Raw genomic sequence first — 20,424 nt, 5'->3', positions numbered from 1 at the left:
TTTCATTTCACAAATACAGTTACAGCACTTTTGCCAAGAACTGCTGTAGACGAGGATGAGTTGGGTGATCAAATACCGCTTGAGGGCTGTCATCCACCAACAATTTACCGTCTTCCATAAACAACACACGGTCGGCCACTTCTCGGGCAAAGCCCATTTCGTGAGTTACGATAACCATGGTCATCCCTTCTTTTGCTAATGACTTAATAACATCCAGTACTTCACCTACCATTTCAGGGTCGAGTGCTGAAGTTGGCTCATCAAAAAGCATCAGATCGGGCTTCATTGCGAGTGCTCGGGCAATCGCAACACGCTGTTGCTGACCACCGGATAAATGCGTTGGGTAGTTGTTCATACGATCTTCTAAACCAACACGTTTGATCAACACTTTCGCCTCGCCTTCCACTTCATGCTTCGGGCGCTTAGCCACTTTCAATGGCGCGATCATTACGTTTTCTAACGCGGTCATGTGTGGAAAGAGGTTAAAGCTCTGGAATACCATTCCAACGTTTTGACGCAAAACGTTGATGTCGGTGCTTCGCGCATACATGTCGAAACCATCAACAATGATAGTCCCAGTGCTTATCTCTTCTAACTGGTTCAATGTACGTAAGAACGTTGATTTACCTGAACCTGAAGGCCCGATAATCACCACCACTTCACCACGTTTTACTGTCGTTGAAACTGATTTTAAAGCGTGGCAGCCATTAGGGTAATACTTGTCTACATTGTTGGCGTAAACCATATCTTCGCCGTTGTATTCACTAGTCACTGGCTGATAACCTCTTCTCTAAACGTTGAATTGCCCAAGACAGAGTCCCGGTTACTAGTAGGTAAAGTGCCGCGACAGTGAACCACACCTCGAAAGGTGCAAAGCTGCCACTCACAACTTCACGACCCGCTTTAGTTAAGTCGGTAATAGAGATAACTGAAACAAGCGAAGAGTCTTTAATCAGGTTAATAAACTGACCAGCCAAAGGTGGCAGTGTACGCTTTAGCGCTTGTGGCAGAATGATGTAGCGCATTGCTTTTGGATAGGTCATACCCAGTGAGCGCGCCGCTTCCATTTGGCCTGTAGGAATTGCCTGAATACCTGCACGAACAATTTCTGCAACGTAAGCGCCTGTAAATACAGATAATGCTACTACCCCTGCGGTGAATCGATCAAAATCGAGTACGGTTCCGATAAAGAAATAAACGATAAAAATTTGCACCAGAAGCGGTGTACCGCGAATCAATTCAACATAGGTAACAGCTAAATTTCTCGCTGTTTGGTTCTTCGCAACCCGCATGAGGCCGAATATCAGGCCAAGTAAGACGGCAAAAATGAGGGAGATAAAGGATATTTTTACCGTCACCCATAAACCGTGAGCAATCGGTCCGAATTTCCATTCGTTAAGCTGGGCAACAGTGTCACCTTGGAATACCAAGTCACCGTTTCCAACTAAAAGTGTTGTGTAATGATCAATGACTTGAGACTGACTAGAGTCATCAAACTCAATCGTTAACTGACCAGCGTTAACCACGGCAGTACCGTCACCGTTTGCTCGGAGCTGTTGCATTTCGGTGTTGACGACATACGGCCAGAGGCGATCCCAATGCCAGTTATAGTTAATACTCTTGCCAGAGAAATAGACCGCGCCAATCAGCATGGCCATTATTAGGACATAAATTCCATGTCCTATCCATTTTGAGGATTTAGACTGCATCACTCAGATTCTCTTTTTTCTTTTTAATGAACTGGGCAACTTACGCTACCCAGTTGACTTAGTTTTAGTTCGCTAGGCTTAAAGCTAATTATTGAACTTCTTTTAACCAGTCGTCAGACTTGAACCACTTGTCGTACATACGATCGTACGTGCCATCGCCTTTGATTTGACGCAAGTAGTTATTCAAGAAATTTAAGAAGTTAGGGTCATCTTGACGAATCGCCCAACCTAGAGGCTCGTAAGTGAAAGGTTCAGCTAGGTGTCCAACTTTGCCTTTGTTTTGAGCTGCGTAGATCGAGTTGTATGGAAAGTCATAAACGAAAGCATCTGCTTTACCGTTAACAACTTGTAGAACTGCATCAACCTCAGTGTCGTAAAGGTCAATTTTTGCGTTGAATAGACGTTTCTTCGCCGCTTCTACACCAGTTGTGCCTAGCTTAGTGGAAATTGTGTATTTAGGATCATTTAGATCTGTGTAGCTGTTAATCTTACCTTCAAGAGCTGGAGATAGGATAATAGACTGACCGATAACGATGTACGGGTCAGCAAAATTAACTTTCAAGTTACGCTCAGGAGTGATTGTCATACCACCCATGATGATGTCACATTTGCTAGTTTGTAGCGCAGGGATAATGCCATCCCAAGCTGTGTTCACAGGAGTGAATTTAACCCCCATAGAACGAGCCATGTGCTTACCTAAATCGACATCAAAACCAATGAAACGGCCATCTTTGGTTTTCATTTCGAAAGGCATATAGCCAGCATCAAAACATACTTTTAGTTCACCTGAACTAATAACACCTTCTAGGTCAGACTTTGCCATGGCTTGATTAGCACCAAGCAGGGAGCAAGCAAACACAAGTCCAGCTGCTGAAGATTTAATATATTTTTTCATAATATCCCTTATAAAAATTTTGTTATTTTTTTGTTCGTCCAATGACAGATACGATGTTGTATTGAGTGTCACGCAAACGCGAACTTACATCAAAAACGACAAGATAATGCAACACAATCTAGTAACGTTTCAATAACATTCCGAATTTAAAACCAATAAATTGCCATACAAATTCAATTTTCATCTAAGAAGGTGACTCAAGTCCCGAATTAAATCGACCGGAGACTCAAGACCGATTGAAAGCCGCACGACTCCTTTACCCGCGTCGCGGCAAAAGTTCGCTTTTTGTTCTGGGCTAAATCGATAAGTAGACTTGTCCAAATCATCAGTTTTCAACACCACCGCTAAGCTTCGCTGATGTCCAATCGAATATGCGTAATAAAACATCTTCGACTCATGCGCAAATCGTTGCTCAATCAGTTCGATGTCCTCTACTTGGAATGCAATAATGCCGCCAAAAAATGCCATTTGCTGTTTAGCTAGTGAAAATTGTTGGTGTGACTCTAGACCGGGATATAAAACCCTTTGTACATTTGGGTTGTTTTCTAACCAATTCGCAATGGCGTGAGCCGACTCACACAGTGTTTTCATACGTGGATAAATAGTCTCCATTCCCCGCATAATTAACCACGCACTCTGTGGGCTCAAAGATGCACCAAAATAGACGCCAGCAACGCTTCTAAGCTTGCTAATTAAGGCTTTCGAGCCTAAAACACACCCACCGAGAACATCGCCATGGCCGTTAATGAATTTGGTTAAAGAGTGAACGACTAAATCTGCTCCAAGATCAAGTGGTCGGGTAATAACCGGTGTTGAAAACGTCGAATCTGCACTCAGTAAGATCCCCCGGCTTTTAAGCAATGAAGAGAGCGCTTTTATATCAGAGAGCCTTAATAGAGGGTTACATGGTGTCTCTATATGCACCAACTTGGTGTTTTCGCGTAGAGCCTTTTGCACATTAGTAGTGCATGTGGTGTCAACTGCTGAAACCTCAATTCCAAATTGAGGCAAAACTTGGGTAGCGAACTCAAAAACGGCGGCGTAGCAAACATCGCTGATAACAAGATGATCTCCTGCTTTCAGTAGTGACATGAAGACCGCTGTGATAGCTGCCATACCGCTTGCTGTTGCGAGTCCATCTTCCGCCTGTTCTAAAATGGCCAAACGTTCTTCGAGTAAACGAACCGTTGGGTTTGTCCAACCTGCGTACAGGAAAGGTGCGTCGGCGAGGTCTTGCATACCTTGTGCAGAAAAAGCCCCGTCATTGGGTAAAAAGCTGTGATTTACCGACATCACGATATTCGGTGCGATGGCTTTTGTTTGAGGGTCAGGTCGAACAGCGGCATGAACCGCCAGAGTTTCAGGAGCTAGGGTTTCAGGAGCCAAGGTTTCAGTAGCCAATGCTTGAGAGTCAATAGACTCTGGAGGCAATCCAAATTTGAAATCATCGTTATGCATTATTGTTTAATCCAGTCGTTGTCATTAGCCATAAGTCTGTTTGGCTGAAATCAGTTTTTAGTTCTACTCGAACGCATGGTTTAATTGTGGATTCCAATTGGTGAGTAAAATCCGCTATTCTTGGCTCGACACGGAAGATTTCCCGCATTTAAACCCCAATAATGCGGAATAACAGTAAGAGGAAAACCATGGGTGACGTTTCCACTCTGGATAGTTTCGATAAAAAGATTCTGGAACTGATGCAAAGCAACTGTCGTTTGGCGAGTGAGGTCATTGCCGAGCAAGTAGGGCTGTCTGCTTCTGCTGTACAGAGAAGATTAAAGCGGCTGCGGGAAGAGGGCGCAATCCAAGCCGAAATAGCTGTCGTTAAATCAGAGCTTTCTACGCACCCAATGACGTTTATTGCAGGTATTGAAATCGAAAGAGATAACTACTCAGTACTCAATAAATTCAAACGCTGGGCAGAGTCTCAACCTTCTATACAGCAGGTGTTTTATGTCACAGGTAATGTCGATTTGATGGTTGTGATTACAGCGGAGAATACAAAAAGCTACGACGGGTTTATTGAGCAGATAATGGAGCAGTTCCCACAGATTCGCCGCGTCATGACCAACGTGGTACTAGATACACCAAAACAAAGTCTTTACCTGCCTCTTGAGTAGCCTACCTGTAGAGCGGGGCCTATAAAACCCCGAGAGAATGTCTCTTATCAGGGTTCTATTACTTAGTGGGCAATGCACATCGGGGTATTAGCGACAGGGTCCTGAATGACTCGTGCATCAAGTGAAAATACGTCCTTAAGCAGGGTTTGAGTAAAAACATCCTGCGGTGTGCCTTGGGCTACGAGCTGACCTTTTTTGAGGACAACTAAGTGATCACAGTAGCGACATGCCTGATTCAAGTCGTGTAATACAACGATCACCGTTTTTCCTTTGTTGTTCATTTCACGCATGATCTTCATCAACTCAATCTGGTGCGAAAGATCGAGGTAGGTAGTGGGCTCATCAAGCATCACAATATTGGTGTCTTGTGCCAGAATCATGGCTATCCAGGCTCTTTGTCTTTGTCCTCCGGATAACGATTCAACCGTTTGTTCCGCCAAGTCATCTACGCCTGTTTCTCGCATTGCACTCGCGACCATGTTGTTGTCATGCTCACCTAATTTACCCCAGTGAGAAAGGTAAGGTGAGCGACCATATTCTACCAGACGTTTTACTGTGATTCCCTCTGGCGTTTCTAACACCTGAGGCAATAAAGACATTTCTTGTGCCAGGTGTTTGTCACGGTATGATTTCAATGCCTTTCCATTAAGTAAAACCTCACCTTTGGTTGGCATATTAATTCGAGCCAGTGTTTTTAATAAGGTCGATTTGCCACATCCATTGGGACCGATAAGAGCGGTGATTTTGCCTTTAGGCAGTGTGAGATTGAGCGCTTCAATAATGATTTTGTCACCATAAGAAACGTTTAAATTATTTGCAGCTATCATCACCACCCCTTGTAGCGTTGCAGTAAGAAAATAAAGTATGGTGCGCCAATTAAAGACGTTAATACGCCAGCTGGAAGTTCCAAAGGAGGGTGTATTCCCCTTGCTAACGTGTCGGATACCAATACCATTAGTGCGCCAAGTAAGGCAGCGCTTGGCACAAGCAATTTATGATTATGACCAAATAGCATTCTTGCTAAATGCGGTGCCAGCAATCCAACAAAGCTAATCGTGCCACATACCGACACGCTGACGCTGGCAAGAATAACGGCACTAATCAGTGAGAGTAATTTGATGCGCTGCGGTTTAATACCAAGTGAGGTCGCGCTATCTTCTCCCAGCCCCATTACATCCAATCGCCAGGCTAACCAGCAGGAAAACGGAACCATGATAGCGAGCGTTATCCATATAAAAGGGACTTGCTCCCAGTTTCTTCCCCACAAGCTACCCGTCAACCAAACCATGGCTGTGTTGATCTCTATCGGGTGTACCACCATCAAAAAATCAATAAAGCTGGATAGAAACGCGCTGATCGCGATACCGATTAACGCCAGTCTTGCCGCAGTTGGCTGTATTTTGTAGCTGACGAGCAGAATCATTCCGGCGGCAGCAAAGCCACCGACAAGAGCGGCCAGAGGTAAGTAGTGTGTCGGGGCTTGCGGAAACATCACTAACAAGGTCGTTGCTGCTAACCCTGCGCCGGCACTTATCCCCATTAAATCTGGCGATGCGAGCGGATTTCGGATCACGCCTTGTACCAACATGCCAGATAAACCCAGACCAGCTCCAACGCCAATAGCGAGAATGATACGTGGTAAACGATATTGATTGATAGTGAAGTCAAACTCTCCACCGCTGAGTAGGGTCGTTGAGATCTGACTTATAGAAATATCAGACGCTCCCACAATCAGGCTTAGAATTGCGATAATCAGGAGTGAAGAAGAGAGCAGAGTGAGTTTTATGTTGTTCATGAAGATTGACTTCTCATGGCTAAAAACACAAAGCAAGGCGTTCCGATAAGGGCTGTAATTACGCCAACCGGAGTTTCGGCAGGAAAAGCAATTGCTCGCGACAAAGCATCAGCCCAAACAATCAATGCAGCACCAAGTAATGCACTCGCTGGAATGAGGGTTATAAAGTCGTTACCGACAAACCTTTTTGCAATATGAGGGACGAGCATACCAACGAAGCCGATTGGCCCCGCGATTGCGACGCTGGAGGCGGTAAGTAAAACGACGGCGATATAAGTCAGTGCTCTGGTAAGTCTAATATTTATTCCCAGGCTGGTGGCAACGTCTGAACCCAGCGCAAGGAGATTCAGCTGTCTCGCGACAAAAAGAGACACAATCAATCCTAATACGCTGGTTGGCCATAATGTATTCCATTGTTGCCATTCGACAGAAGAAAGAGACCCAGCCAGCCAACTGATGATGGAATACGCTTTATCATCGGCCAGTATCACCGCCGCTCTGGTCACACCGACAAGAAGTGCATTGATGGCAATCCCTGCTAGCACAAGCTTGAGAGGGTGGGACTTTGCAGAAAAGAAGCCACCCAGTGTTAATACAACTGCGCCGCTGAGAACGCTACCAATTGAGGCTATTAATACACCCGGCATAGTTTCTAAAAAGGGGACACCGATACTTGCCAGCGCCATTAAACAGGCTGCGCCTGCATTGACCCCTAAAATGGAAGGGGAAGCGAGAGGGTTTCTGGTCAACCCCTGCATCATTAATCCTGCGACGGCTAGGTTTGCGCCAATCAAAAGACCAGCCAGCACTCTGGGCATACGAATCGAAGCAATGATTTGTTGCTCCATACTCATAGGATCAAATTCAAACAGATACTGGTATATGTGAGAGACCGATAGCGGAAAACTAGACCAGGCGGTAAGAGAATAACAAGATCCTACAAGTGATAATAAAATCAATGGTATCCAGAGATAAAGAGTGGAGGAAAAAATTCGCATCGATTACTACGTATGAACGCTCAGGCTAAAAATGGTTACAAGCCACAAGGAATAAAAGTTCATCGAGTGTAACCTTTATGATAATTGTAATCAATTGCACTTATTCATTTGCTGATCGCTTGTTTTTATTATGCATTGTGGATTGTGGTAATAATTTCAAGCGGTAGATGGCGGCTCTCAAACACAAACAGACTCATTAAGTTAAGTTTAACTTGAATTGATAATGATAATAATTATTATATCCAACTTCATTTTGTATCTAATTATGTACAAATGAAACAAAATAATAATGAATTTATATGCAATAAAGTTAATTTAATTGAGCCGTTTTATGAGATTTGCTGTAAACACAATCACCCAGAGTTTATTAATTACAATGGGGCTTAGCTCCGTTGTTTTCGCCGGAGAAAATACTACCGCAGAGGTAGCAAGTGTGGATGAGAGTATGGTGGTTTTTGGCCAGCAAAACTCGTACTTGAACCCTAGAGTAACGACCGCAACCAAAACGGATATTGACCCGTTAGACACGCCACAAACGGTTAACGTCATCAACCAGCAGTTCTTGCAGGATATCCGAGCGACGACATTGGATGATGCCTATGGATACACCACGGGTTTAACCCGCTCTAATGTCGATGCCGACGGTTTTACGTTGCGTGGTATGCCAGCCGATCTTAATACCATTCAAGTTAACGGCCTACCGGGTCTTGCCTCTCGATTTGGATCGCCGACAACAGCAAACGTAGAAAGAGTAGAAGTTCTCAAAGGTCCTGCTTCTATTATGTATGGTCAAATCCAGCCCGGTGGTATGGTCAATATTATTACTAAGAAGCCGCAAGATACCGCCTCGTTTAGCTATGATGTGTCGGCGACAACATACGCGACCAGCGTGAGCGATTTCGGCGACGATAACGGGTTTACCGGGACAATTGATGCCACCGGGCCGCTAAATGCAAGCAAAACCTGGATGTATCGCCTGATTATCAGTGGCGAAAACGCAGACTCATACCGTGACGATGTTGACCAGCAGAATTACTACTTATTCCCGACACTGACTTATCGTCCATCGGAATTAACTGAACTCACCTTTGGTCTGGAACTGCAGTCAGAACATCGTGTTGCGGACGACGGGCTGGTGGCATTAAACAACGATATCGACCAGGTTGCATCCATTGATACGCACTACCAGTCGTCTGATGATACCGACGAAGACGAAGGGTTAGTTGCGTTTGCCAGTTACAACACCATGCTGATCAACGGATTCGATCTCACTGTCGATTGGCGTAGTGTGTGGCATGAGGACACACGTGATCTTCATGAAACCAGAGATGTGGTTGACTCGACCAGCTTGGTTAAAGTACGCGACCGAGATCAAGTGAATAAGCGTGAATATCACTTCGTCGATGTCCGTACTACCGGTAGCCTTTGGACGGGTGACGTTGAACATCAACTCCTTTTTGGCGGAAATATCGGCCTGGAAAAGCGAGATTTCCTGCGTGAAACTTACGCGACGACAACGGTAGATTTTACCAACCCACAAGACGTGACCGGACGAGATCAAAGCGCGTATAAAGTGGATCACCGTATTACTGATTACACAAACTATGGTTTATACCTGCAAGATACGGTGTACCTGACTGAGAAATGGACCGTGATGGGCGGACTACGTTACATGCGTCAAGATGTCGATTTCGACTATGTCAGCAAGTCGACGGATGACACTCAGTCTACCGATGCCTTCGTTTCTCAGGCAGGTATCGTTTATAAAATTATCGATGGGACTTCTCTTTACACCAGTTATGGCGAAAGCTTCAATCCAAACAGCGTCGAGAAGAAAAATGCCAACGATGATGCTTTCGACCCAGAGGAAGGGCGTCAATATGAAGTCGGGGTGAAAACCGATTTGTTGAGCAACAACAGTAATTTAACCATCGCTTATTTTGATATCGAAAAATCCAATGTTGTAGAGAAAAACAGCAGTGGTGATTACGAATTGCTTGGTGAAGTGCGCAGTAAAGGCGTGGAAACCGAGCTACTGATGAAGCCGCTAGAGAACTGGCAGGGTAAGCTGGGGTATGCGTATGTAGACTCTGAAATCTCAGAGAATCCAGACGCGAGTATTCAAGGTAGCAGAACCCCTATGACGGCTTACCATGATGCTTACTTCTGGACGAAATATAACTTCCCTTACCAAATTGCTGGTGGTGTAGTGGGTACGACCCTTGGGGCCAACTATGAAGGTGCGCGTTACACCAGTGAGGACCCGTCTGATCGAGTTGAGCTTCCTGCTTACATGACCGTTGATGTTGGTGTTCACTATGAAGTAAAAGACTACCGTCTATCGTTGAATGTGGCTAACCTGCTTGATGAAGAGTATTACGTAGGCGGAACGGACAGCCATAGATTGTACCTGGGTGACCCGCGTAACGTTACCTTGAGTGTGTCAGGTAAGTTCTAATGGCATTCATGCGCTTACTAACTGTTTTGCTTGTACTGTGCGTTTGCACGGTACAAGCCGCCGCTAGGCCAGAAACTAATGTACCAACAGATTCTGCACCTAAAAGAATAGTCGTGTTGGAGTACTCTTTTGTTGATGCGTTGGCTGTCATTGGCATTTCACCTGTTGGCGTGGCTGACGACAAAGACCCGACCAGAATAATTCCACAGGTGAGGGATCTCATTGAGCCTTGGACTTCAGTCGGTATGCGTTCCCAGCCAAACTTGGAAGTCATCGCTCAGCTTAAGCCAGATTTAATTATTGCTGACAGCTATCGTCATAAAATTAGTCTGCATGATTTGTCTCAAATCGCTCCGACAATTTTGCTCAAAAGCAGAGGAGAAACCTATCAAGAAGGACTTGAGTCTGCCTTAGCGATTGGTAAAGCCGTCGGTAAAGAGCAGGAAATGAAAGCGCGTTTGGCCAAGCATCGTGAGCTTATGGCGTCTTACAAAGGCAAGTTTAAAGCTAACGGAACGGTACAGTTTGCCAACGTTAATGAAAGGGGCATGTGGATGCATGGCCCTTTGTCTTATACGGGAAGTTTATTAAGTTACCTCGGCCTTCAGCCCGCGCTACCCGATCTCAAACAGAGTCATTTGATGGAAGCAAACCTAGAAGTTCTGCTGAAAGTAAATCCAGATTGGCTTTTCTACAGTAAAAGGGCAGGAAATACTGTGTTGGATAACTGGCAGAAAAGCCCGCTTTTTAAACTGTTAAAAATCAATAAAACTGGGCAAGAGATACAGGTGTCACCTGAGCTTTGGTCACTTAACAGAGGCATACTCGCCGCAGAGTCAATTGCTAAAGAGCTGGATACAATAATCGAAAAGACTTCGACTTAGCTGCGAGTGGGGCTGGGGTTACATCCAACTAGGGATTTAGTACAAATCCCTTTCAAACTGTGGAAACGAAAAAGGCCGCTAATTTCTTAGCGGCCTTTTTACTAAATGTGGCTGAGTGCCGGGGTTGCGCTCAACTAGGGATTTAGAAATCCCGTAAAATTTTCACATAGGCTAAAACGACGAAAGCCTGCAAATTTCTTTGCAGGCTTTCTAAATGTGGCGGAGTGCTGGGGTTGCATCCAACTAGGGATTTTGTACAAATCCCTTTAAAACTTTGGAAACGAAAAAGGCCGCTAATTTCTTAGCGGCCTTTTTACTAAATGTGGCGGAGAGATAGGGATTTGAACCCTAGATACGCTATTAACGTATGCCGGTTTTCAAGACCGGTGCTTTCAACCACTCAGCCATCTCTCCGTTGTTGACGCGAATAATATAAGGCTTTGAAAAGCTTGTAAACCCTAAATCTAACTGTTTGCCTGTTTACTGCTCAATTTTGTGTTGTTTGTTGTTTTAGTAAACAAAAAGCCCTCATTAGAGGGCTATTTTGAATGAAACGCGTAAAAACAGTATTAATTGCTCTTGGTATAAAAGCGCTGTAACTCCGTTAAACCCTGCATTAGCACCGGCATTTTAGGGCTGTCATCACGCAGACGCTTGTAGTCTTTGTCGTACAGCTTGTAGTTACCAAACTTATCGATAACCGTGGTTTGCGTATTGGTGATTAACGCTAATTCTCTTGAGTCTCCGGCCAATATCCAGCGTCGGCGACTTTCATCGAATAAGTTGCGGCCACTACTGTAATCATAAGGGTTCGATGAAACCCCAAGCATGTCTTGAAGCAACGTGACCGAAAGGTCCAAGTGGCTGGTGCTATGAGTAAAATCACCTGCAAGTCTGCCTGGCCAATGAATCACCATTGGTACCTGCAGTTGATATCGGCTGTAGTTGCTGTTCGCACCCCAACTATTGGTGTTGGTTTCGTTGAACTCACTGCCGTGATTTGAAGTGATGATAACCACGGTGTTTGTGAGTAAGTGCGTTTCTTTTAATTCGTTAATAATGCTGGCAACGGTATTATCCGCTGATTTAACCGCAAACTCGTACGCTTTTTTGAATCGTTCGCTGGCTGGCATTTCTTCATCTGTATTTGAAGGAATCGATTCAAAGTTATCAACTGCGGTAACTTCGATGTAGCTAAACCAAGGCTGTTGTGCATTCTCTACCAGCCATGTGTTCCAATCGGAGATGGACTGTTTGTCAGTGTGCGTTTGTTGTCCGTCTAGTTTCTCAGCCAAGTTCAAGTTTCTGAAAATGATCTCTGAATAAAGATCATCTTCAAAGCCATTGCCACTGAATAAACCAAAGCTGTAACCCTGTTCTTTCAGGACATCAAGCATGACAGGTGAAGAGCCTTGTGCCTGAATGCTTGAAGCGTAACTGGTTGGCAGACCATAGAACAAACCGAATGCACCATAGGTGTCATTGCTTGAACTATAGTGGTTGCGGAAATTCTGATTTTCCTGCGCAAACCCATAAAGGTTTGGCATCTCTTGTTCATTTAATGCATCCGCTCTCAAATTATTCACGCTGATCATCAAAACGTTAAGTTTGTTTACGCGGCGATTGAACTCTAATTTTTCAAGCGGGTAGTTAACCAGTTCTACATTACCTTGGTTTTCAGCTAAGCGTTTTAGGTACTCTTCACGATCCAATAAGCCGTGTTTTTCCATAAAGCTTTTCGCTGTCATTGGGTATGAAAGCGGGAAGTTAGCGCGTTGACTGGTAATTGGGTTATAGAAATAAGCATCCGCCCAGATGTACACCAAATGACTGGTCATAAAACTCAAGAAGAACAGTATAGCCAGCGGGCGGCCAACGTGTTTATGAGAAAGTTTACGTTGTTTTCGCCACACCCACTCTGAAAGCGCGAGCTGGATCAGGAAGATGAATGGCATCACAACAAACAGGTGTTGCAGATCTGAGCTTAAAACGCTTTTATCATCACTAAATAAAAGCTCCCAAACCACGGGGGTCAGGTGTAAGTTGATCGACTGATAGGCTTGGGTATCGATCAATAAAATAGTCTGACCGACCGTAGCAAATATCACTGCCACCAAGCGGAATAGCTTCCGAGATGGCAGGACAAACGTCAACGGGAATAGAACCAGCAAGTAAAGAGCGAAAACAAGGAAGCCAAAATGGCCAACCCAAGAGATTGCCAGGTAAAACTGACCGAGCAAGGTCTCAGGCCAAGGCGATTGAGTAATATAGCGTGTGCCTATCAACATTGAAGCAACAATGTTGAAGAATGCAAACCAATGTCCCCAACCTACCAGTCGAGATACACGTTCGCCGTATGAGTTTCCGCTGTCTACCATGTATGTGTCTAATTATCCGTTATTAATGTGTTTTTGGTGTTTCTAATGAAGACATCAGTGCCTGAGCAAATTTTTCAGCAATCGCTTTACGTTGTGAAGCGGCAACTCGTTGATTTAAGACATTGGTTGCGATATTTCCGGCAATCATTAGTGTTAACTCAGGTGAAGCTGCATGTTTTTCAAGAACTAACGCGACTTCCGCAAGAATGTTCTCTACTTGTTCGTCAGTATATTTAGATGTAATCGGCATAAAGACTCTAATAATGATAGTAAAAGCGGCTTATGATAACCTACAATGCCCATCAACTAAAACCTTGTAGCAAGATAAAATCACTATGAGCCTTCATCTTTCAAACGTTATTCTGCATCAATTATGCAAAAACGATCAGGACGAACTGGTTGTTAAACTTCGTCCCGCATCACTAGAAAATGATTCGTCGACTGAAAACCTTGTCGCGGAACTTCATCGAGTGTTCCATTCTAAAGCTGGTAAAGGTTTTGGTTCTTTCCAGTCAGACAGCGAATTTCAGTTTTGGCTTCAAGAAATGCGCAAAGGTGAGCGAGATTTTTATGATTTCTCACAAATTAGTGCAAATCGACTGAAAGAAGAGTTGATTAAGTACCCGTTTGCAGACGAAGGCATTTTGGTTTTCGCTGAGTATCAGAGCCTTGCGACGGATTATTTGTTTATTGGTATTTTGCCAATGAATCAAAGTCTGAAAGTAACTGAAGGTCTGGACATTAGTGCGACCGACTACTTAGACATTACGAAAATGGATATCGCGGCACGAATTGATTTGTCGAGCTACGACACTGACAAAGAGTCCAACCGTTATCTGTCGTACATTAAAGGTCGGGTTGGGCGTAAAGTAGCAGACTTTTTCCTCGACTTCCTTCAGGCAGATATTGGGTTAGATACGAAGCAACAAAACTTGGTATTGATGCAAGCCGTTGATGATTTTTGTGCTGATTCAAAGTTAGAAAAGCAGGAAGTAAACGAGTACAAAAAACAAGTTTACGATTACTGTAACGAGCAGATTAAATCCGGCGAAGAAGTGCAAGTCTCTGAGCTTTCGGGTGAATTACCACCTAGTCAGGATGGCACCAGCTTTATGGACTTCACTAAAGAGCAAGGTTACGAACTTGAAGAGTCATTCCCTGGTGATCGTGCAACGGTTCGTAAGTTAACTAAGTATGTTGGAGCGGGCGGTGGTTTAAACATCAGCTTTGACAGCTTACTTCTTGGTGAGCGTATTTTTTATGATCCAGAGACCGATACATTAACGATCAAAGGAACGCCACCGAACTTAAAAGATCAGTTGAGTCGCAGTTAATCGAAACGACGAGTGACAATTCAAATCAGAGAGCCTTAGGCTCTCTTTTTTTATGTGCGTCAAATATCGCGAATGGTATTTGCCCACAATGAATGAAACCTTGCCATTGCGTAGCGTTTTTTCTTGAGCTTACGCCCGTGTCAACGCTAAGAATCCTGTATCTTGAAAGATAATGATATATCCTTGTTATTAATGGAAATATGCGAGGGTTAGGTGTTGCAGCAATTAAAGGCAAGTTTAAGACGTTATGTTTGGCTTCTATTCATTTTATGGTGTGTATTAGCGGTTGGCTTTTGGCAGCAATCGAAGCAAACCATTCAAATGCTTTCAACCGTTAATGAGTTGGGAAGTAAAATAGAGGAAGTTCGTAATTTTTTTAATTTCGAACTGACCAATCGCGTGCAGCACGTAGACCCAACTGCTCTAAAACTTCAGCTTGTTTATGCCGTCCGCCTTCAATTAGAGCATGAATCTTCGGGCGGTATATTTCCCCCGGACTTAACCCAGTTATTCTATGCTACGGATCGTTTTCTTGAAAATGCGCATGCTTTTATTGGCAGTGATCATGAATTGGTTTCACTCGCAGAGCAGTTGCGAAGCAGTCGAGCCAGAGGCAATAACTCAGAAAAAGTTCACTCAATGTATTATCGCTTGGGGGCGCTGGTATTAGAGTCAATTTTCAGTGATTCAACCACAAGTGCAGACACTTACCGTGAGCTTGACTCCCTATTCATTGAATCGGATTCATTAATTGTCGAAGAGCGCTCGGCGTTTCAACGCCGACTCGCGCAAACCTCAAATGTACTCGCCGCGAACGCGCAAGGACGTTATTTAGCTAAGCAGCTACTCAAACCTGACTTAGCGAATCAGTTAGCAACGACGAATATGACCTTAGAGCGAGCACTCACGCAGCTAATCGTGTTGTTTGGCGGAGTAAGCGGACTATTTTTATGGGTCGTCACCTGGGCTGCCTTCGGCAAAAAAGAGCCTAATAACCTGAACGGAATAAAGGTAACGGATACCAGTGCGGATCTTCTTCAGACAGACAAGCCTGACATTAGCATCGATGAAGGATCATCGAAGAAAAATGAACAACAAGTAACAGTTACCCATTCATCTTCAGAAAAAACGCCTGCGCTGGTTGATGTTCCCTATATTGACATTAACAAGATGCTTGAATCTTTGTCTGGCGACGAAGAAGCCGTTCATATGTTGTTAGAAGTGTTTATTCAGGACCATTCCAACGACGGCGCGAAGTTATGTCAATTGTTGGACGCCGATAAAGAACAAGCTCAAAGAGTCGTACATAGTCTGAAAGGCGTTTCAGGCAGTCTGGGAGCGATGCCTTTAAGTTCCATATCGGGTGATATTGAGCTATTGATTAAAGAAAAACAAAACGTACCGGAAAGTAAGCTCAATAAGTTGAAGGATATATTGGAGCAAACCATACTTTTTGCAAAGCGTGTTCTCAAAAGTGAAAAGATACAAAAAACGCTAACAGATTGATATTACTCTGACTTAAACCGTCAGAGGTTGAGGTATTCAAGGGCGCACTGAACTGTTTCTCAGTTCGCCTTGATTCCTGTTCTACACCAATTTATTAAAGGTAATACCATGTCTGCTCATCGAATATTTTCAATGATGGTTATGTGGGTGGCTATGACAATCTCTGGATGTTCACTTTTATCAGTGAAAATTGATAGCCAAACCGTACCGCTTACCAAGCAAGAGCTCAATATGCGTATATTGACGAGAGAATATGCGTTGCAATATTTTGCTCAGGTAGAGCAAGCTGCTGATTCTTTAGAAGCTAAGTATGACCCCAACGACCAAATTAACCAATCTTACATTCTATTATGGAAAATAAACGCGGAAGAAGGCTTACAGGCCTCGGCTTATCAGGTCACCCCTATGGCTGGCCTGATTGATACGTGGGTATTCGCGCATCAAGTCGACGAGTTTTTTGCTACAGGAGCAGGCAGCAATCTGTTTGCCACGGATGAAGCCAAAAACGTCTCTGAGCATTTGGCGAATGAAGTCGACAAGCTCGCTCAATCCATATTAAAAAAAGAAGTGTATGACAATACAAAACCGTTTGTGGCTAATTTCGTCAAGCAACATCCCTTTGCTGACCTGAGTATGATCAGAACGCCAGCCTACCGGGCATGGTTGGAATTTTCTCAAATTAGTGAGGAAGAAGCCGTAATGACGTTAGGAACAATGCCAGAAGCGCTAGGGGATGTGTCTGATCGGTTAAGTTTAGCGTCTAAACAAGCACCAAAGATCATGACATGGAAGGCACAATTACTGGCATTAAACAGCTCAGCCAGCATTGAAAAAGTCAACGCGGCGCTAAATAGCCTGCAAGTGACAGCCGATTCGATGAGAGACTTTATCGATAATAACCCAGAATATATGCGCTATTTGGCTGAGCAAATGGCACTTGAACTTCAGCCTCTGGTTGACGATATCGATATGAAAACCGAAGCTCGTCTATCTCAGTTAGGTGAAGAGCGTCAGGCGCTAGAAGAAATGGTGGCGAGAGAGCGTCAGGAAATTGCGTTGATTATTACTCATGAAAGAGAAAAATTTGCACAAGATATCGATCGCGTCTCTCAACAGGTTGTCGATTTGGCAATGACAAAATTGATTGAACTCGTCAGAAGCACCATTATCTATTTCATTCTGTTCATTATCGCGATCTTCTTCGCTCCGCTAGGTCTTGGCTATGTACTGGGCAAGCGGGCATCCGTCAAAGCAAACATAAAAGAAAGCTAGTTTGACTGCATTTACCTGAATTCAGCATAAATAAAAAGAGCGCCTTGGCGCTCTTTTGTTTTTGATATCAGTAAACGGTATTAAGCAGTTTGCTGTTGCAATTCCGTTTCTTCTTGTGCGGTAGACTCTGCCACTGGCTCGCACTTATCAACGAACCACCCCATGTAAGAGCTAATGATTGTCACAATGATACAGACAAAGCTAAGCCACATGAACGGTGCGTAAGACAGGGTCGCGACACCTAGGATACTTGCCATGTAGATGCCGTTGTCACTCCAAGGAACCATACCAGAGGTTAAGGTGCCACCGAACTCTGCGTTACGAGATAAGTTTTTGCGTTTGTAACCAAGACGGTCGTAGTTTTTAGCACAGATTTTTGGCGTCAGGATGAGAGACACGTACATTGCTGAACCAAATACGTTACCCATAAATGCGGTACCAATGGTGCTGGTTGCCAATGAACCAGAGCTCTGGACACGTTTTTCAAATAGCTTCGCAATGGTTTCTAACACGCCAACTTTATCCAGCAAGCCACCAAAGCCCAAACCAAATACGATCACGGCAACGGAGCCTAGCATAGACGACATACCGCCTCGGTTTAGGATAGAGTCGATGAAATCAACACCAGACGAAATCGCAAATGGCGCCCACGCTGTATTGAATGCCGTCAGAAAATCCACATCCTGAATCATGACAGCCCAGATAATACCCAGTAACGAGCCAAAGCTGATAACTGGGAAAGAAGGCATGCGCATCGCCAGTAGGCCAAGCACGATTATCACTGGTACAAATGAGTAAGGTGTGATGTAGAACTGTTGCTCCATCGCTTTGATCACAGAGTCTACCTGGCTCATATCGACTTGGCCGGCATAGTGAAAGCCAAATGCGGTGAACATGATGCCAGTGATGATGTAGCTGATAAGAGCAATAGGTAACATACCTTTGATATGCTCCATCACTTCGACGTTAGACATGGAAGAAGCAAGGATTACAGAATCAGACAACGGCGACATTTTATCTCCGAAGTAACATCCAGAGAGAACCGCACCCGCTGTAATCGGAGCCGGAACACCAAGACCCTGACCAATTCCCATCATGGCAATACCCGCAGTACCAGCTGCACCCCAAGATGTACCCGTTGCTAATGCTGTTAAAGAACAGATGATCATCGTAGCGAGCAAAAAGATGGATGGATGAATAGCTTGTAGCCCGTAGTAAATGATGGTCGGAACAATACCACCGGAGATCCAGGTGCCAACAAGTGCACCTACGGCAAGGAGGATTAAAACCGCACCCAAGCCATTAGAAATACCATTTAATGCTGCTTTTTCAAGGTCTTTATACTGATGACCCAGCTTTATGCCCAATAGCATAATAATGAACCAACCAATGTACAGCGCCAGTTGGATTGGAAGATCGAGTTTAGCAGTGAACGAAAATGCCAAAAGAAGGAATAAACCTAACGAGATAAATACCTGAATCAGGTTAGGAAGGCGTGTTGTAACTTGCTTCATACGTGCCTCTGTATATCGTGGAGCAATAGAAGAAGACGCTCCTTGTTGTAATAGCGGCATAACATACAGTAACCAGCATTATATTTCGAATCTTTGGTGTTTTATGTTGATCTAGGGCGAGTTAAACGTTTGCATGTGAAGTTATTTTCTAGATATGTTTAATAAAATTGGTGGTAAATGTTTTGTAGTGTGAAAATTATGTGCCTCAAATGTTACAGACAAAAGAGTGGTAAGACCAATGTGGGTAAAAAATAACTTTTCCTACTTATAAATGACGATTCCACGGAGTTCAAATGCTCAAAAATTACTTCTAAAGCAATTTTTCGGTAGAAAACGTTAAAAATTGCGCTCATTTACAAATTAGGGCTTGAGATTTTGCTGCGAAAATTGAACTATGGGAGAAGGTTTTTAATACATGGAGAGTTAAGGCGATGAGAGTTGGTTTAGTTGGTTGGCGCGGTATGGTAGGTTCAGTCCTGATGCAGCGCATGGTTGAAGAAAAAGACTTCGATCTAATCGAACCAGTATTCTACAGTACTTCTCAAATTGGTATTCCTGCTCCTAACTTAGGAAAAGACGCAGGCTTACTACAAGACGCGTTTGATATTGAAAGTTTAAAACAGCTTGATGCGGTGATTACGTGTCAAGGTGGTGGTTACACTGAAAAAGTGTACCCAGCACTTCGTCAAGCTGGTTGGAAAGGTTACTGGATTGATGCTGCTTCTACTCTGCGTATGGCAGAAGATTCAATCATCACACTGGATCCTGTAAACCTGAAGCAAATCCAGCAAGGCATCCACGGTGGCACTAACACGTTTGTTGGTGGTAACTGTACAGTAAGTTTGATGCTAATGGGCCTTGGTGGTCTGTTTGAGAAAGGCTTAGTTGAGTGGACAAGCGCGATGACGTACCAGGCGGCTTCTGGCGCAGGTGCACAAAACATGCGTGAGCTGATCTCTCAAATGGGCGTTATCAACGATTCAGTGAGCTCAGAACTTGCTAACCCAGCAAGCTCTATCCTGGATATCGATAAGAAAGTTGCAGAGACGATGCGCAGCGCTTCTTTCCCAACTGACAAATTTGGTGTGCCACTAGCTGGTTCGCTTATCCCGTGGATCGATGTGAAACGTGATAATGGTCAGAGCAAAGAAGAGTGGAAAGCGGGCGTAGAAGCAAACAAGATTCTTGGTTCTCAAAGCTCACCAGTTCCTATTGATGGTACTTGTGTACGTATCGGTGCGATGCGCTGTCACTCACAAGCATTGACTATCAAACTGAAGCAAAATGTGCCAATGGATGAAATCGAAGAGATCATTGCGACTCACAACGATTGGGTAAAAGTGATTCCAAACGAGCGAGACATCACGGCGCAAGAGCTATCGCCAGCGAAAGTAACGGGCACGATGTCTGTACCAGTTGGTCGTTTACGTAAAATGGCGATGGGTGATGACTTCCTGAACGCGTTTACGGTTGGTGACCAATTGCTATGGGGCGCAGCTGAGCCTCTACGTCGTACACTAAGAATTATCCTTCAAGAGAAAGCATAACGTTTCTCTATTTT

At 44.2% G+C, this 20,424-nt stretch carries 17 protein-coding genes and 1 tRNA gene; 7 read left to right on the top strand and 11 right to left on the bottom strand.

Annotated features, from left to right (window positions below):
• Positions 1-19: 19 nt before the first annotated feature.
• From VEJY3_RS11145 to VEJY3_RS11130, 4 genes are all read right to left on the bottom strand, one after another.
• Positions 20-745, bottom strand: coding sequence for an amino acid ABC transporter ATP-binding protein (locus VEJY3_RS11145; RefSeq protein WP_014232573.1), 726 nt, complete (start codon positions 743-745; stop codon positions 20-22).
• A 19-nt stretch (positions 746-764) separates the two neighbouring features.
• Positions 765-1,709 (bottom strand): amino acid ABC transporter permease, encoded by a 945-nt coding sequence (locus VEJY3_RS11140; RefSeq protein WP_024373041.1) that lies wholly within the window; start codon positions 1,707-1,709, stop codon positions 765-767.
• Positions 1,710-1,797: 88 nt separating this feature from the next.
• Positions 1,798-2,604 carry a transporter substrate-binding domain-containing protein gene (locus VEJY3_RS11135; protein ID WP_014232571.1) on the bottom strand — a complete coding sequence of 269 codons (807 nt, stop codon included), beginning with the start codon at positions 2,602-2,604 and terminating at the stop codon, positions 1,798-1,800.
• A gap of 180 nt (positions 2,605-2,784) precedes the next feature.
• Positions 2,785-4,062 (bottom strand): PLP-dependent aspartate aminotransferase family protein, encoded by a 1,278-nt coding sequence (locus VEJY3_RS11130; protein WP_014232570.1) that lies wholly within the window; start codon positions 4,060-4,062, stop codon positions 2,785-2,787.
• 188 nt (positions 4,063-4,250) lie between these two features.
• On the opposite strand from VEJY3_RS11130, the gene VEJY3_RS11125 reads away from it, so the two are divergent.
• Positions 4,251-4,724 (top strand): Lrp/AsnC family transcriptional regulator, encoded by a 474-nt coding sequence (locus VEJY3_RS11125; protein WP_014232569.1) that lies wholly within the window; start codon positions 4,251-4,253, stop codon positions 4,722-4,724.
• Between the two features lie 62 nt (positions 4,725-4,786).
• Here VEJY3_RS11125 and fecE read toward each other — a convergent pair whose 3' ends face one another.
• The 3 genes from fecE to VEJY3_RS11110 are packed head-to-tail and all read right to left on the bottom strand — an operon-like array spanning position 4,787 to position 7,517.
• On the bottom strand, positions 4,787-5,551 hold the full coding sequence (gene fecE, locus VEJY3_RS11120) for a Fe(3+) dicitrate ABC transporter ATP-binding protein FecE (protein ID WP_014232568.1): 765 nt from the start codon (positions 5,549-5,551) through the stop codon (positions 4,787-4,789).
• Positions 5,551-6,519, bottom strand: a complete 969-nt coding sequence (locus VEJY3_RS11115; protein ID WP_014232567.1) for an iron ABC transporter permease — start codon at positions 6,517-6,519, stop codon at positions 5,551-5,553. The genes fecE and VEJY3_RS11115 overlap by 1 nt, the downstream gene beginning before the upstream one ends.
• Positions 6,516-7,517: an iron ABC transporter permease gene (locus VEJY3_RS11110; protein ID WP_049794637.1), complete on the bottom strand. Its 1,002-nt coding sequence runs from the start codon at positions 7,515-7,517 to the stop codon at positions 6,516-6,518. Before VEJY3_RS11110 ends, VEJY3_RS11115 begins: the two co-directional genes overlap by 4 nt.
• A gap of 331 nt (positions 7,518-7,848) precedes the next feature.
• Here VEJY3_RS11110 and VEJY3_RS11105 point away from each other — a divergent pair, with 331 nt between their 5' ends.
• Positions 7,849-9,975, top strand: coding sequence for a TonB-dependent siderophore receptor (locus tag VEJY3_RS11105; RefSeq protein ID WP_041170253.1), 2,127 nt, complete (start codon positions 7,849-7,851; stop codon positions 9,973-9,975).
• Positions 9,975-10,859 (top strand): Fe(3+) dicitrate ABC transporter substrate-binding protein, encoded by an 885-nt coding sequence (locus VEJY3_RS11100; protein ID WP_014232564.1) that lies wholly within the window; start codon positions 9,975-9,977, stop codon positions 10,857-10,859. Before VEJY3_RS11105 ends, VEJY3_RS11100 begins: the two co-directional genes overlap by 1 nt.
• A 323-nt stretch (positions 10,860-11,182) precedes the next feature.
• Here VEJY3_RS11100 and VEJY3_RS11095 read toward each other — a convergent pair.
• The 3 genes from VEJY3_RS11095 to VEJY3_RS11085 all read right to left on the bottom strand — a co-directional run bounded on the left by VEJY3_RS11095 (position 11,183) and on the right by VEJY3_RS11085 (position 13,487).
• Positions 11,183-11,273: transfer RNA gene (locus tag VEJY3_RS11095), tRNA-Ser, on the bottom strand.
• A gap of 155 nt (positions 11,274-11,428) precedes the next feature.
• Positions 11,429-13,237: a DUF3413 domain-containing protein gene (locus VEJY3_RS11090; RefSeq protein ID WP_014232563.1), complete on the bottom strand. Its 1,809-nt coding sequence runs from the start codon at positions 13,235-13,237 to the stop codon at positions 11,429-11,431.
• 22 nt (positions 13,238-13,259) lie between these two features.
• Positions 13,260-13,487 carry a YejL family protein gene (locus VEJY3_RS11085; RefSeq protein ID WP_014232562.1) on the bottom strand — a complete coding sequence of 76 codons (228 nt, stop codon included), beginning with the start codon at positions 13,485-13,487 and terminating at the stop codon, positions 13,260-13,262.
• Positions 13,488-13,572: 85 nt separating this feature from the next.
• Between VEJY3_RS11085 and yejK the strand changes: the two genes are divergently transcribed.
• The 3 genes from yejK to VEJY3_RS11070 all read left to right on the top strand — a co-directional run bounded on the left by yejK (position 13,573) and on the right by VEJY3_RS11070 (position 17,349).
• Entirely contained in the window at positions 13,573-14,571 is a 999-nt protein-coding gene (gene yejK / locus VEJY3_RS11080; protein WP_014232561.1) for a nucleoid-associated protein YejK, read from the top strand.
• 213 nt (positions 14,572-14,784) lie between these two features.
• On the top strand, positions 14,785-16,077 hold the full coding sequence (locus VEJY3_RS11075; RefSeq protein ID WP_014232560.1) for an Hpt domain-containing protein: 1,293 nt from the start codon (positions 14,785-14,787) through the stop codon (positions 16,075-16,077).
• A gap of 108 nt (positions 16,078-16,185) precedes the next feature.
• Positions 16,186-17,349 carry a hypothetical protein gene (locus tag VEJY3_RS11070; RefSeq protein ID WP_014232559.1) on the top strand — a complete coding sequence of 388 codons (1,164 nt, stop codon included), beginning with the start codon at positions 16,186-16,188 and terminating at the stop codon, positions 17,347-17,349.
• 80 nt (positions 17,350-17,429) lie between these two features.
• Here VEJY3_RS11070 and nhaC read toward each other — a convergent pair whose 3' ends face one another.
• Positions 17,430-18,863, bottom strand: a complete 1,434-nt coding sequence (gene nhaC / locus VEJY3_RS11065; protein ID WP_014232558.1) for a Na+/H+ antiporter NhaC — start codon at positions 18,861-18,863, stop codon at positions 17,430-17,432.
• A 431-nt stretch (positions 18,864-19,294) separates the two neighbouring features.
• Here nhaC and asd point away from each other — a divergent pair, with 431 nt between their 5' ends.
• Positions 19,295-20,410: an aspartate-semialdehyde dehydrogenase gene (gene asd, locus VEJY3_RS11060; RefSeq protein WP_014232557.1), complete on the top strand. Its 1,116-nt coding sequence runs from the start codon at positions 19,295-19,297 to the stop codon at positions 20,408-20,410.
• The last annotated feature ends 14 nt before the right edge of the window (positions 20,411-20,424 follow it).

This window comes from Vibrio sp. EJY3, from assembly GCF_000241385.1.
GTDB lineage: Bacteria > Pseudomonadota > Gammaproteobacteria > Enterobacterales > Vibrionaceae > Vibrio > Vibrio natriegens.
Note: the sequence above shows the minus strand (reverse complement) of the source record. Positions and strands in the feature narration are given on the sequence as shown.

Coding starts and splice junctions, on each gene's coding strand:
- VEJY3_RS11145 (WP_014232573.1), bottom strand. CDS start 745: ATGGTTTACGCCAACAATGTAGACAAGTATTACCCTAATGGCTGCCAC.
- VEJY3_RS11140 (WP_024373041.1), bottom strand. CDS start 1,709: ATGCAGTCTAAATCCTCAAAATGGATAGGACATGGAATTTATGTCCTA.
- VEJY3_RS11135 (WP_014232571.1), bottom strand. CDS start 2,604: ATGAAAAAATATATTAAATCTTCAGCAGCTGGACTTGTGTTTGCTTGC.
- VEJY3_RS11130 (WP_014232570.1), bottom strand. CDS start 4,062: ATGCATAACGATGATTTCAAATTTGGATTGCCTCCAGAGTCTATTGAC.
- VEJY3_RS11125 (WP_014232569.1), top strand. CDS start 4,251: ATGGGTGACGTTTCCACTCTGGATAGTTTCGATAAAAAGATTCTGGAA.
- fecE (WP_014232568.1), bottom strand. CDS start 5,551: ATGATAGCTGCAAATAATTTAAACGTTTCTTATGGTGACAAAATCATT.
- VEJY3_RS11115 (WP_014232567.1), bottom strand. CDS start 6,519: ATGAACAACATAAAACTCACTCTGCTCTCTTCTTCACTCCTGATTATC.
- VEJY3_RS11110 (WP_049794637.1), bottom strand. CDS start 7,517: ATGCGAATTTTTTCCTCCACTCTTTATCTCTGGATACCATTGATTTTA.
- VEJY3_RS11105 (WP_041170253.1), top strand. CDS start 7,849: ATGAGATTTGCTGTAAACACAATCACCCAGAGTTTATTAATTACAATG.
- VEJY3_RS11100 (WP_014232564.1), top strand. CDS start 9,975: ATGGCATTCATGCGCTTACTAACTGTTTTGCTTGTACTGTGCGTTTGC.
- VEJY3_RS11090 (WP_014232563.1), bottom strand. CDS start 13,237: ATGGTAGACAGCGGAAACTCATACGGCGAACGTGTATCTCGACTGGTA.
- VEJY3_RS11085 (WP_014232562.1), bottom strand. CDS start 13,487: ATGCCGATTACATCTAAATATACTGACGAACAAGTAGAGAACATTCTT.
- yejK (WP_014232561.1), top strand. CDS start 13,573: ATGAGCCTTCATCTTTCAAACGTTATTCTGCATCAATTATGCAAAAAC.
- VEJY3_RS11070 (WP_014232559.1), top strand. CDS start 16,186: ATGTCTGCTCATCGAATATTTTCAATGATGGTTATGTGGGTGGCTATG.
- nhaC (WP_014232558.1), bottom strand. CDS start 18,863: ATGAAGCAAGTTACAACACGCCTTCCTAACCTGATTCAGGTATTTATC.
- asd (WP_014232557.1), top strand. CDS start 19,295: ATGAGAGTTGGTTTAGTTGGTTGGCGCGGTATGGTAGGTTCAGTCCTG.